The following is a 12,879-nucleotide window of genomic DNA, read 5'->3' on the forward strand; positions in this document are numbered from 1 at the left end:
GGCTCAGCCGGTGTAGTTGCCGGTCTTGACCGCGACCCACTTGCCGTTCTTGACCTGGTACACCGTCAGCTGCTTGTTGGTGGTGTCGCCGTACTTGTCGAAGGAGACGTGGCCGCTGATGCCGTCGAAGTTCGCGGCCTGCACGCCCTGGACGACCTTGGAGCGGAGGTCGGTCATGCTGGGGAGCTTGCCGTTGTTCGCAGCCACCACGGACTTCACCGAGTTGATGATCGCGTTGGCGGCGTCGTAGGAGTAGCCGCCGTAGGTGCCGTAGTCGCCGGGGTAGTTCTTGGACTTGTAGGTGGCGATGAAGTCCTTGGCGGTGGGCACGGTGTCCAGCGGCTGGCCGACCGAGGTGGCGAGGTCGCCCTCGGCGGTGGTTCCGGCGACCTTGATATAGGTGTCGGAGAACATGCCGTCGCCGCCGAAGAGCGGGATCTTCACGCCCGCGTTCTTCATCTGCTTGGTGATCAGCTCGGACTGGTCGTACTGGCCGCCGTAGTACAGCATGTCCGCGCCAGAGGCCTTGATCTTGGACACCAGCGAGGAGAAGTCCGTCTGCGGCGGGTTGGCGGTGACGTGGTCGGTGCCGACCACTGTGCCGCCGCGCTTCTTGAAGTCCTGGCCGAAGATCGTCGCCAGGCCCTTGCCGTAGGTCTGCTGGTCGTCGACGACGAAGACCTTGCGGTGGCCGGTCTGGTACGCGTACTGGGCCGCGTAGGCGCCCTGCAGGATGTCCGTCGTGGCGGTGCGGAAGTAGGTGTTGTAGGTCCGCTTGTAGGCACTGGCGCCCTGCTGCCAGTTCGCGCCCAGGGTCAGTGCCGGGTTGGTGTTGGAGGGCGAGATCTCGACCATGTTCGCTGCCGCGAAGACCTGCTGCATCGACTGCGCCACACTGGAGTTGAGCGGCCCCACCGTGCCCACCACGGAGTTGTCGGCGACCAGTGCGGTCGCGTTCTGCTGTCCGGTGGCGGGCTGGGCCTGGTCGTCCTTGGCCTCCAGCTTGAAGGTGACGCCGGGGACGGTGTGGTCGGCATTGGCCTGGTCGACGGCGATCTTCACGCCGTACTGGATGCCGAGACCGGTGGCGGAGTTCTGACCGGAGAGCGGGGCGTCCACACCGATGGTGACGGTGTTCCCGGAGGAGGAGCTGCCGCCTCCGCCTCCGTTGCCGTTGTTGCGGGACCCGCAGGCGGTGAGTGTGAGAGTGCCGGCCGCCAGCACGGCTCCCGTGGCGAGCAGATAGCGATGGCGCACGTTCAGTCCTTTCCTCGGCCGGCTGCGATCTCGTTGATCTCGTCGGATCTCGTGATCCGATGATCCGACGGTCCGTCCGGCGTGGTGACTGGCCGTGACTTTAAGCCCGTTGATGGAAGCCGGGCAGGCCCAATGACCCTGCTGTGATGGGGTTGTTATGCCCTGAGGAAAATTTGAGGTTGCGCGATGTCCAGCGTGAATGCGGATGCGGCTCGAACTGGAGCAGAGGAAATCGCGCAGTGGATTGCCGTCGTGTTACGGAACGTCACGCCTTTTTCGGGTAAAGCCGCGTGGCCCCCCGTCAACTGCGCATTCGCCCGCCCCGGAGTGCCGGGGCGGGCACGCTGAGCTGCCGTCAGCTGTCCCGCAGCATGCAGGTGAGCCGGCAGCTGGTGATCCGGCGGCCCTGGTCGTCGGTGATCGCGATCTCATAGGTGGCGGCGGTCCGGCCGCGATAGACGGCGGTGGCCACTCCGGTCACGGTGCCGGAGGTGGCCGAGCGGTGGTGGGTGCAGTTGAGGTCCACGCCCACCGCGTACCGGCCGGCGCCCGCGTGGAGGGCCGCGCCGACCGAGCCCAGGGTCTCCGCCAGGGCGGCCGAGGCGCCGCCGTGCAGCAGCCCGTACGGCTGGGTGTTGCCCTCCACCGGCATGGTGCCCACCACCCGCTCCGGGGAGGCCTCCACCAGGCGGATGCCGAGGCGGGCGCCCAGCCTGCCGCCGCCGTAGGTCGCCGGGTCGTCGCCGAGCTCGGGGAAGCGCTCCAGCAGCTCGGCGGGGAGACCCGGGGTGTCGGGCGTGGTGGCGGGGGTGGTCTGCTCGGGCATCGGGGGCGCTCCGCTGGTCTTCCGGTTCAGGTCTCTGCTCGCCGGGCCTTTTTCCGGCCTTCTGTCGGCTGATCGTACGACGTGACCGGCGCCGAGCTGCGGGAACCTGCCCCCGGACGCACCAGGAGGTGCCGTTTTCGTCCGTTGTCGGTGCCGGGCCATAGGATTCCCGGGTAGCGCGAGAAGGCTGTGGAGCTGAGGAGTGGGGTCGACCGTGGCGAGCGAGAAGCAGGCCGGACGCAAGGGCCGTGCGGACGGCGGGGGCGGCGGTCCGCGGCCCCGTCTGCTGCTGCTGGACGGGCACTCGATGGCGTACCGCGCCTGGTACGCGTTCCCGGTGGAGAACTTCGCCACCTCCACCGGCCAGCCCACCAACGCCGTGTACGGCTTCACCTCGATGCTCGCCAACATCCTGCGGGACGAGCAGCCGACCCACTTCGCGGTCGCCTTCGACGTCTCGCGCAAGACCTTCCGGGCCGAGAAGTACCCGGACTACAAGGCGAACCGGGCCAAGACGCCGGACGAGTTCCGCTCCCAGGTCGAGCTGATCAGCGAGCTGCTGGACGCCCTCCAGGTGCCGCATCTGCGGGTGCCCGAGTTCGAGGCCGACGACATCATCGCCACCCTCGCCAGCCAGGCCGAGGAGGCCGGCTACGAGGTGCTGATCCTCACCGGCGACCGGGACGCCCTCCAGCTGGTCGACGAGAACATCACCGTCCTCTACCCGACCAAGGGCGTCTCCGAGATGACCCGCTACACGCCTGACAAGGTCGAGGAGAAGTACGGCGTCCCGCCGGTGAACTACCCCGACCTGGCCGCGCTGCGCGGCGACCCCTCGGACAACCTGCCGGGGATCCCCGGGGTGGGCGAGAAGACCGCCGCCAAGTGGATCCTGCAGTTCGGCTCCTTCGAGCAGCTGATCGAGCGGGCCGACGAGATCAAGGGCAAGACCGGCGAGAAGCTCCGGGCCGGCCTGGACGACATCCGGCGCAACCGGGAGCTCACCGAGCTGATCCGGAACGTCGAACTGCCGCTCCAGGTCGAGGAGTTGTCCCGTCGCCCGTTCGACCGCGAGGCCACCGCGGTGCTGCTGGACGCGCTGGAGTTCCGCAACCAGGCGCTGCGCGACCGGCTCTTCGCCGTCGACCCCGGCGCGGGCGAGGGCGAGGCCGAGGTGGTCGCCGCGGCGGAGGGCGTCCAGCTCAACGGGCTGCGGGCGACCGAGCCCGGCCAGCTCGCCGACTGGCTGGCGGAGAACGCGGCGGCCGAGGGCGCGGAGCCGCAGTGGCTCGGCCTCGCCGCCGAGTACGCCTGGTCGAAGGGCGAGGGCGGCGTCTCCGCCGTGGCGCTGGCCGCCGCCGACGGCGCGGCGGTCTGGTTCGACCCGGCCCGGCTCGCCGAGGAGGACGAGCGCGCCTTCGCCGACTGGTCGGCCGACCGCCGGCGGCCCAAGGCCGTGCACATCGCCAAGCACCTCCAGCGGGTCTTCGCCGAGCAGGGCTGGCAGCTGGACGGGATCGTCGCGGACGACGCCCTCGCCGCCTACCTGGAGAAGCCGGGCCGGCGGACCTTCGGCCTGGACGCGCTGGCCGAGGAGTACCTGGGCCGCCAGCTGGTCGCCGCCCCGGCGCCGGCCGCGGACGGCCAGGGCCAGCTGGCCTTCGGCGTCGAGGCCGCGGAGGCGGACGAGGACGACGCCGCTGCGGCCGCCGCCGACCAGCTGATGCTGGAGGCCCGCACGGCGCTCGACCTCGGCGCGGTCTTCGAGGAGCGGCTGGCCAAGGACGGCGCGGACTCCCTCCTCCGCGACGTCGAGCTGCCGACCTCGGCGCTGCTGGCCCGGATGGAGCGGGCCGGGATCGCCGCCGACGAGCAGTGGCTGCGGAAGCTGGAGGCGCAGTTCGCGGCCGCGGTGCAGCAGGCCGTGGAGGCCGCCCACGACCTGGTCGGGCACGAGTTCAACCTCGGCTCGCCCAAGCAGCTGCAGGAGGTGCTCTTCGGGGAGCTGGCGCTGCCCAAGACCAAGAAGATCAAGACCGGGTACACCACCGATGCGGACGCGCTGGCCTGGCTGGCCGCGCAGACCGACAACGAGCTGCCGGTCGTCCTGCTGCGCCACCGCGACCAGACCAGGCTGCGGACCACGGTCGAGGGCCTGATCAAGACCGTCGGCGCGGACGGGCGGATCCACACCACCTTCAACCAGATGGTCGCCGCGACCGGCCGGCTCTCCTCGCAGGACCCCAACCTGCAGAACATCCCGGTGCGGACGGAGGAGGGGCGGATGATCCGCCGCGCCTTCGTGGTGGGCGAGGGCTACGAGTCCCTCCTCACCGCCGACTACAGCCAGATCGAGCTGCGGGTGATGGCCCACCTCTCCGAGGACGAGGGGCTGATCGAGGCCTTCACCGGGGGCGAGGACCTCCACACCACGGTGGGCTCGTACGTCTTCGACGTCCCGGCGGGGGAGGTGGACGCGGAGATGCGGCGGAAGGTCAAGGCGATGTCCTACGGGCTCGCGTACGGGCTCTCCGCGTTCGGGCTGTCCCAGCAGCTGGGGATCGAGGCGGCCGAGGCGCGGCGGCTGATGGACACCTACTTCGAGCGCTTCGGCGGCGTCCGGGACTATCTCCGCCGGGTCGTCGACGAGGCGCGGATCACCGGGTACACCGAGACCCTCCTCGGGCGGCGGCGCTATCTGCCGGACCTGACCAGCGACAACCGCCAGCGGCGGGAGATGGCCGAGCGGATGGCGCTGAACGCGCCGATCCAGGGGTCGGCGGCGGACATCGTCAAGATCGCCATGCTGCGGGTCGAGGAGGGCCTGCGGGAGGCGGGGCTGCGCACCCGGATGCTCCTCCAGGTGCACGACGAGATCGTCCTGGAGGTGGCCCCCGGCGAGCGGGACCAGGTCGAGGAGCTGGTACGGGAGCGGATGGCGGGCGCGTACCCGCTGCGCGCGCCGCTGGACGTCTCCGTGGGCTTCGGCGAGAACTGGGAGGCGGCCGCGCACTAGCTCTCCGGGCGCGGGCGGCCGTCTGCCTCGGTTCCCGCCCCACGCGGGCGGCCTGGGATCGGGGCGGAGGGCTGCTGCGGCCGGGCCGCTGCGTAAGGGCGGCGGTCGCGCACCAGCCCTCCGGGCGCGGCGGCGATCTGCCCCGCTTCGGAGCCCACGGCGGCCGGCCTGGAGCCGGGGCGGAGGGGTCCTGCGGGAGGGCCGTTGCGTAAGGGCGGTCGCGCACTAGTCCTCCGGGCGCGGGCGGCCATCTGCCTTGCTCCGGAGTTCACGGCGGCTGGCTTGGGGCCGGGGCGGAGGGCTGCTGCGGGCGGGCCGCTGCGGGCCGGTGCTGCTGGTGGGCGGCGGTGGGGCGCTGGGGGGTCCGGGCTGGGCTGTTGGGATGGGGCCGGGCGGGGGTGAATCCCCCCGCTCGGATCCGGTGGGATCTCGGGTGCGACCGGGCCCCTTGTGCCCATTCTGTGAATCCGCTACGTTTCCACCGCCCCTGCGTTCACCCCAAGCAGTGGTGTCACTCGGCTTTTGGCATGTCCATTCCCCTCACGAAGGGCATCACCATGTCCCGAAGACTGATCGCCTTAGCGGGTGCAGGCGCCCTGGCCGTACTGGGCCTCGCCGCCGCCCCCGCGACCGCCGCCTCCGCGAGCACCGCCCGTGCCGCCACTGCCGCGACCACCGTCGCCGCGCATCCGTCCGTCCGCCATCTCTGCGCCGCTCACGCGCACCTGATGGCCTGTCAGGCCATCGCCCGCACCGACGTGACCGAGCCGCAGGCCCTCGCCGCCCACGCGGTCACCCCGGACGCGACCCCCTCCGGCTACGGCCCCACCGACCTGCGCAGCGCCTACAACCTTCCGTCCAACGGCGGTTCCGGCCAGACGGTGGCCATCGTGGACGCCCAGGACGACCCCAACGCGGAGTCCGACCTGGCCGCCTACCGATCGCAGTACGGTCTGCCGTCCTGCACCACGTCGAACGGCTGCTTCAAGAAGATCGACCAGAACGGCGGCACCAACTACCCCAGTGCCGACTCGGGTTGGGCCGGTGAGATCTCCCTCGACCTGGACATGGTCTCGGCCGTCGCCCCCAATGCCCACATCCTGCTGGTCGAGGCGAGCAGCGCGAACATGAGCGACCTGGGCACCGCGGTCAACCAGGCCGTCAGCCAGGGCGCCAAGTTCGTCTCCAACAGCTACGGCGGCTCCGAGGACTCCACCGACACCTCGGCCGACAGCTCCTACTTCAACCACCCCGGCGTCGCCATCACCGCCTCCGCGGGCGACTCCGGCTACGGGGCGGAGTACCCGGCGGCCTCCCGTTACGTCACCTCGGTCGGCGGCACCAGCCTCAGCCGGGCGTCCAACACCCGCGGCTGGACCGAGTCGGTCTGGAACACCAGCTCCACCGAGGGCACCGGCTCCGGCTGCTCGGCCTACGACGCCAAGCCGAGCTGGCAGACCGACACGGGCTGCTCGAAGCGGACCATCGCGGACGTCTCGGCGGTGGCCGACCCGGCCACCGGCGTCGCCGTCTACGACACCTACGGCGCCTCCGGCTGGAACGTCTACGGCGGCACCAGCGCCTCCTCGCCGATCATCGCCTCCGTCTACGCCGACGCCGGCACTCCCGGCAGCAGTGACGTCCCGGCCAAGTACCCCTACGCCCACACCTCCGCGCTCAACGACGTGACCAGTGGCTCCAACGGGTCCTGCTCGCCGAGCTATCTGTGCACCGCCGGCGCCGGCTACGACGGCCCGACCGGCCTCGGCACCCCCAACGGCCTGACCGCCTTCACCGCGGGCGGCACCACCGGCAACACGGTCAGCGTCACCAACCCGGGCAGTCAGAGCGGCACCGTCGGCACCGCCGCCTCGCTGCAGATCCAGGCCAGCGACTCGGCCTCCGGCCAGACCCTGACCTACAGCGCCACCGGCCTGCCGACCGGGCTGAGCATCAACTCCTCCAGTGGCCTGATCTCCGGCACGCCCACCGCCTCGGGCACCTACTCGGTGACCGTGACCGCCAAGGACGGCACCGGGGCCACCGGCAGCACCTCGTTCACCTGGACCGTGGCCGGCTCCGGCGGCGGAGGCGGCTGCACCGCGGCCCAGCTGATCGGCAACCCCGGCTTCGAGACCGGTTCGGCCTCGCCCTGGACCGCCAGCTCCGGGGTCGTCAACAGCGACACCGTCGACGAGCCCGCCCACTCGGGCAGTTACGACGCCTGGCTGGACGGCTACGGGGCCACCCACACCGACACCCTCTCCCAGGCGGTCACCGTCCCGGCCGGCTGCACCACCGCGGCGTTCTCCTTCTGGCTGCACGTGGACACCTCCGAGACCACCGGCAGCACCGCCTACGACACCCTGAAGGTCCAGGTGGTCAGCGGCGGCACGACCAGCACCCTGGCCACCTACTCCAACCTCAACGCGGCGACCGGCTACGCCCAGCACAGCTTCAACCTCGCCTCCTACGCGGGGAAGAGCGTCACGCTGAAGTTCACCGGCACCGAGGACAGCTCTCTCCAGACCAGCTTCGTGATCGACGACACCGCCCTCCACGTGCAGTAGTTCCGGCGGCGGCAACCGCGGCTGCGGCTGCGGCTGCGGCCGGAGCCGCGCCCGGGCCCCTCCGCGCCTCCCTCGGGAGCGGGCGGAGGGGCCCGGTCCGTTTCGGACCGCCAGGTGCCCGCCTGTTCTCATCTGACGAGGAAGGGGCTACCTTCTGACGACCCGTCAGATGAGAGTGGGGGTGAGGACCGTGCGTGCTCTTGTGGCCGCGGTGGTGGGAGTGGCGCTGGCCTTCGGGCTGGCCGTGCTCGCCGTGCCGCTGGCCCAGCAGGGAGGGCCGACGTCGCCCAGACCGCTGGTCACCACCGACCCCGCGCACCCGTGACCGAGGGAGGGCAGGGCGGCATGCGGAGGAGAGCCAGCCTGGTGCTGATCGGCCTGGCGGCCTTTCTGGCCGCCTTCGGCCTGCTGATGCACTGGTACGTCTACCCGAGGGTGGCCGCGATCCCGGACAACCAGTACCAGGTGGAGGTGCTCACCGCCGACGACGCCACCCTCATCGACTACTCGACGATGACGTCCAGGCCGCACCAGAAGGTCACCATCGTCCAGACCCTCAAGGGCGACGCGGCGGCCGCGCAGAGGTACCGGAAGCAGACCGGCCGGGACGTCGTCGTCTGGGACTCGCTCTCCTACATCCTGGACACCCACAAGAAGATGCTCTCCGCCATTCCGGAGACCTATGTCTTCGACGCCCGCACCCAGGTGCCGGTGCACTGCTGCGGAGAGAGCGTCGACGGCGACCGGGTGAGCCGCAGCGGGATCGAGTTCAAGTTCCCCTTCGGCACCCAGTGCCGGGACTACCAGTACTACGACCCGCAGACCCGGTCCTCCGCGCCCATCCACTGCAGGGGCAGGACCACCTACGACGGGGTGCCGGCGCTGCTGTTCGAGGAGACCGTGCCGTGGACCCGGGTGCCCTTCCCCAAGCACGTCGCCGTCGCCGGCATCACGCCGGCGCAGATCAACGCGATGGGGATGCAGCGCTGGTACACCACGGTCCGCCGGTTCTGGATCGACCCGGTCACCGGCGCGCCGCTGCAGGGCACCGAGCAGCACGACGAGGAGATGCGGTTCGCGGCTGCGGCCGGCCAGCCGGCGAAGCCGCCGGTCACCATCTTCAAGGGCTACGTCCACATCCGCCCCGACTTCCTGGCCTCCACCGACGCGCTGGTGAAGAAGGAGCGGACGCTGGTGCTGGCGCTCTCGGCCTATGTGCCCTGGGGGATGGGCGCAGCGGCCCTGCTGGTGCTCGCCCTCGCGCTGTGGCTGGAGGCCAGGGACCGGCTGCGGCGGGCGCCGGCCGTGGAGGCCGTGGAAGGGGTGGTCGTCTCAGCGGCGGGGGTTGGTCCGCCGGGTGGGGACGGCGGTTGAGGGATCCTCTGGCCACGGGTGGCGGGGGTAGCGGCCGCGGAGGTCCGCGCGGACCGCGCGGTAGCCCTGCTGCCAGAAGGACGCCAGATCGCCGGTGACGGCCGCCGGGCGGCCCGCCGGGGAGAGGAGGTGGACGGTGAGCGGGACCCTGCCGCCGGCCAGGGCGGGGGCCGCCGACCAGCCGAACAGCTCCTGGAGCTTGGCGGCGAGCACCGGGCGCTCCGGGTCCGAGTAGTCCACCCGGATCCGGGAGCCGCTCGGCACCTGGATCCGCTCCGGGGCCAGCTCGTCCAGGCGGGTCGCCTCGCCGGTGGCCCAGGGGAGGAGGCGGGTCAGGGCGTCGGCGGTGCGGATGCGCTCCAGGTCGGCGCGGCGGCGGGCGGCGGAGAGCTCGGGCTCCAGCCAGTCGGGCGCGGCGGCGGCCAGGGCCGCCGAGGACACGTCGGGCCAGGGGGCGCCGAGGGCGTGGTGGAGGAAGGCCAGCCGGCGGCGGAGCGAGACGGCCGGCTCCGGCCAGTGGAGGACGGCGTCCACGCCCTCCTCGCCGAGGCCCTGGAGAAGGGCGGAGCGGAGGGCCTCGGGGGAGGGGCGGCTCAGGGGGCGGGCGGAGAGTTCGATCGCGCCGAGGGCGGTGACGCGGCGGGCGACCACGTCGCCGTCGCGCCAGGTCACCTCGTCGGTGTCGGCGCGGAGGAGGTGGGCGGCGGCGACGCGGGCGGTCTCCTCGTCGACGGGGGCGGCGGAGCGGATGCGGGCCGAGGCGCGGCCGAGGGGCCGGTCGGCGGCGGCGATCGCCAGCCAGGGGGCTGCGCTGAGGCCGCTGCTGTCCGCGGTGGCCGCGGTGCCTGAGGCCATCAGGTAGTCGTTCTGGGCGGGGGTGTCGCGACGGCGGGCGATCCGCTCGGGGTAGGCGAGGGCGACGACCAGGCCCATGTCGCCTTCGGCGGTGTTCCCGCTCCGGCCCCGCCCCTTCCCGGCACCGGGGCTCCGGGGATCCGACTGCTGGGGAGCGCCCTCGGCCGGGCGCGCCCGCGCGGCGGAGCCGCTTGCGTCGGAGTCCCGCGCGCCGGACCCGCGGCTGTGGCGCTCCGCCAGGGGCGTGGCCACCGCTGCCGCGGCCGCGGCTTCGAGGCGGCGGGCTTCGGTGCGCCAGCGGTGGGTGTAGGGCGCGAGGGAGTCCGGGGAGTGGCGGAGGGTGCGGAGGAGGGCGGAGAGGTCCGGGGGGAAGGAGGACGGGGGCTCCTCGGAGAGGAGGGCGACGGATTCGGCGGCGGCGCGGAGGCCCAGTTCGGGGGCGGCGTCGAGGAGGGCCCTGGCCAAGCGCGGGTGGGCGCCGACGGTGGTGAGGGCGCGGCCGCGCGGGGTGGCCCGGCCCGCCCCGTCCACGGCGCCGAGGTCGGCGAGGAGCTCGCGGGCCGCCGTCATCGCGCCCGCCGGGGGCCGGTCGAGGAGGGCGAGGCCGCCCGCGTCCGGATCGCCCCAGCAGGCGGCCTGCAGGGCGAAGGAGGTGAGGTCGGCGAGGGTGATCTCGGCGGACGGGCGGGCCGCCAGGCGGTCGTGGTCGGCCTCCGACCAGCAGCGGTAGGCGGCGCCGGGGGCCTCGCGGCCGGCCCGGCCGGCGCGCTGCTCGGCCGCCGCCCGGGACACCCGCACGGTGGCGAGGGCGGAGAGCCCCCTGGCATGGTCGGTGCGCGGCTCCCGCGCCAGGCCGGAGTCCACCACCACCCGTACCCCGGGCACGGTGAGGCTGGACTCTGCGACCGAGGTGGAGAGGATCACCCTCCGCCCGCCGCCCGGGTCGGCCGGCGCCAGCACCGCGTCCTGCACGGACTGCGGGGCCCGGCCGTGCAGTTGCAGCACCTCCGCCCGGACGCCCGCCAACTGCCCTGCCACCCGGGCGATCTCGCCGACGCCGGGCAGGAAGCAGAGGACGTCCCCGTCCGGCCGCTCGGCGAGCGCCCGGCGCAGTACGGCGGCCACATGCGCCAGTCGGTCGGGGTGCACCCGGGTGCCGTGCGGCGGCGGCAGCGGGCGCTCCGGCGGGCACCACACCGTCTCCACCGGGTGCCCGGTGCCGGTCGCGGCCACCACCGGCGCCCCGCCCAGGAGCGCGGACCACTGCCCGGTGTCCGCCGTGGCCGAGGCGGCCACCAGGCGCAGCTCGGGCAGCAGCGCACCGCGCACGTCCAGCAGGAAGGCCAGCGCGGTGTCCGCGTCCAGATGGCGCTCATGGCACTCGTCGAGGACCACCGTGTCCGCCCCGGGATCGGGGTCGCGCTGCAGCCGCTGGAGGAGGACGCCGGTGGTCACCACCTCGACCAGGGTGCGGTCGGAGACCCGGCGCTCGCCGCGCACGGTGTAGCCGACCCGGTCGCCGGCCTTCTCGCCGAGGATCCAGGCCATCCGCCGGGCCGCCGCCCGTGCGGCCAGCCGGCGCGGCTCGGCGACGAGGACGCGCCGGGCGGGCACGGTGCCCGTGGTGCCCGCGGCGCCTGTGATGCCCGCGGTGTCGACGAGGCCGGCCAGGGCCAGCGGGATCCAGGTCGTCTTGCCGGTGCCCGGCGGGGCGGAGAGGACCGCGCAGCCGTGGACGTCCAGCGCCTCCCGCAGGGCGGGGACGGCCTCGGCGGCCGGGAGCCGGCCCGCGCGCTCCCCGGGCTCCCCGCGCTCCCCGGGCTCCCCGGGCTCCCCGAGCTCCCCGCGCTCCCCGGGAGCGCCGTTGCCTCGGGATCGAGGGCTCACGGCAGTTCGGAGACGAAGATCGCGGTGCCCGGGATCAGCCGCCCGCGCAGCGGGGACCAGCCGCCCCACTCCTGCTCCAGGCCGTCCGGCCACTCCGGCTCGACCAGGTCGACCAGCCGGAAGCCGGCCGCGGCGAGCTCCCGGACCCGGTCGCCGAGGGTGCGATGGTGCTCGGCGTAGACGAGGGAGCCGTCGTCCGGGTCCTCCTCCACATAAGGGGTGCGGTCGAAGTAGGAGGAGAGCGCGGTGAGCCCCTCGGGTCCCGGCTCGTCAGGGAAGGACCAGCGGATCGGGTGGGTCACCGAGAACACCCACCGCCCGCCGGGCCGCAGCACCCGCGCCGCCTCGCGCATCACCGCCGCCGAGTCCGCGACGAACGGGATCGCCCCGTACGCCGAGCAGACCAGGTCGAAGGAGTCGGCGGCGAAGGGGAGCGCGGTGGCGTCCGCCTGCACCAGGCGCACCCCCTGCCCGCCGGCGCGCTCGGCCTCCAGGCGTTGCGCGTGCTGGAGCTGGCGCCGGGAGAGGTCGAGCGCGACGGGGCGCGCGCCGCGCGCCGCGAGCCAGCGCGAGCACTGGGCCGCGCCCGCCCCGATCTCCAGTACGTCCCGGCCGGCCAGGTCCGCCGGGTCGCCGAGGAGGCGGGCCTCGGCCTCGTCCAGCCCCTCCGGGCCCCAGACGAAGCGTTCGTCGCCGAGGAACTCGCCGTGCTCCTGCTGGTACTCGTCGGCGTTGCGGTCCCACCAGCCGCGGTTGGCCCGGCTGCTCTCGGCGGCGCCGGCGGAGCGGCGCACCGCGACGGCGGTGTCGTCGGGGCCGTCCGGTCCGGCGGGGCCGGCGGTCGCGGAGGGGGACTCGGGGGGCGGTGGGTAACTCATCGCGAACGTAGCGTACCCTCGTGGTCGTAGCGTTCGAGGGCGGCCTCTCCCCTTATGGGGTGGTCCGTGCTGGTTCCTCCCAGGCTCTGCCTGGTCGTGGCATCCGGCGTTGACCGTGCCTGGCTGTCCCCGTATGCTACAAGTTGCGCTGCGGGCCTGCGCACCTCGGACGGAGCAGGTCGCGCTCGCATCTGTCGAAGACCCCACGGTTCCCCG

8 protein-coding genes are annotated in these 12,879 nt (G+C 73.2%); 4 read left to right on the forward strand and 4 right to left on the reverse strand.

What is annotated here, in order from left to right; translation table 11 throughout:
• Positions 1 to 3: 3 nt before the first annotated feature.
• Together BS73_RS29130 and BS73_RS29135 are read right to left on the reverse strand one after the other, a co-directional pair.
• Complete coding sequence (locus BS73_RS29130; protein ID WP_235215575.1) at positions 4 to 1,257, reverse strand: branched-chain amino acid ABC transporter substrate-binding protein; 1,254 nt, start codon at positions 1,255 to 1,257, stop codon at positions 4 to 6.
• Positions 1,258 to 1,612: 355 nt separating this feature from the next.
• Positions 1,613 to 2,083: a PaaI family thioesterase gene (locus BS73_RS29135; protein ID WP_051941053.1), complete on the reverse strand. Its 471-nt coding sequence runs from the start codon at positions 2,081 to 2,083 to the stop codon at positions 1,613 to 1,615.
• 214 nt (positions 2,084 to 2,297) lie between these two features.
• On the opposite strand from BS73_RS29135, the gene polA reads away from it, so the two are divergent.
• The 4 genes from polA to BS73_RS29150 all read left to right on the forward strand — a co-directional run bounded on the left by polA (position 2,298) and on the right by BS73_RS29150 (position 9,043).
• Positions 2,298 to 5,099 (forward strand): DNA polymerase I, encoded by a 2,802-nt coding sequence (polA, locus tag BS73_RS29140; RefSeq protein ID WP_037577459.1) that lies wholly within the window; start codon positions 2,298 to 2,300, stop codon positions 5,097 to 5,099.
• 527 nt (positions 5,100 to 5,626) lie between these two features.
• A complete protein-coding gene (locus BS73_RS29145; RefSeq protein ID WP_200886738.1) occupies positions 5,627 to 7,669 on the forward strand; it encodes a putative Ig domain-containing protein in 2,043 nt (680 codons plus the stop codon).
• A gap of 190 nt (positions 7,670 to 7,859) precedes the next feature.
• Positions 7,860 to 7,994 (forward strand): SPW_0924 family protein, encoded by a 135-nt coding sequence (locus BS73_RS37810; protein WP_152617765.1) that lies wholly within the window; start codon positions 7,860 to 7,862, stop codon positions 7,992 to 7,994.
• A 20-nt stretch (positions 7,995 to 8,014) separates the two neighbouring features.
• Positions 8,015 to 9,043 (forward strand): DUF3068 domain-containing protein, encoded by a 1,029-nt coding sequence (locus tag BS73_RS29150; RefSeq protein WP_051941056.1) that lies wholly within the window; start codon positions 8,015 to 8,017, stop codon positions 9,041 to 9,043.
• Here the strand turns inward: BS73_RS29150 and BS73_RS29155 are convergent.
• Entirely contained in the window at positions 9,002 to 11,653 is a 2,652-nt protein-coding gene (locus BS73_RS29155; RefSeq protein WP_051941589.1) for an ATP-dependent RNA helicase, read from the reverse strand. The two genes, BS73_RS29150 and BS73_RS29155, sit on opposite strands and share 42 nt — an antisense overlap.
• Before the next feature lie 128 nt (positions 11,654 to 11,781).
• Entirely contained in the window at positions 11,782 to 12,663 is an 882-nt protein-coding gene (locus tag BS73_RS29160) for a class I SAM-dependent methyltransferase (RefSeq protein WP_051941059.1), read from the reverse strand.
• Between the last annotated feature and the right edge of the window lie 216 nt (positions 12,664 to 12,879).

This window comes from Phaeacidiphilus oryzae TH49 (assembly GCF_000744815.1).
GTDB classification, from domain to species: domain Bacteria; phylum Actinomycetota; class Actinomycetes; order Streptomycetales; family Streptomycetaceae; genus Phaeacidiphilus; species Phaeacidiphilus oryzae.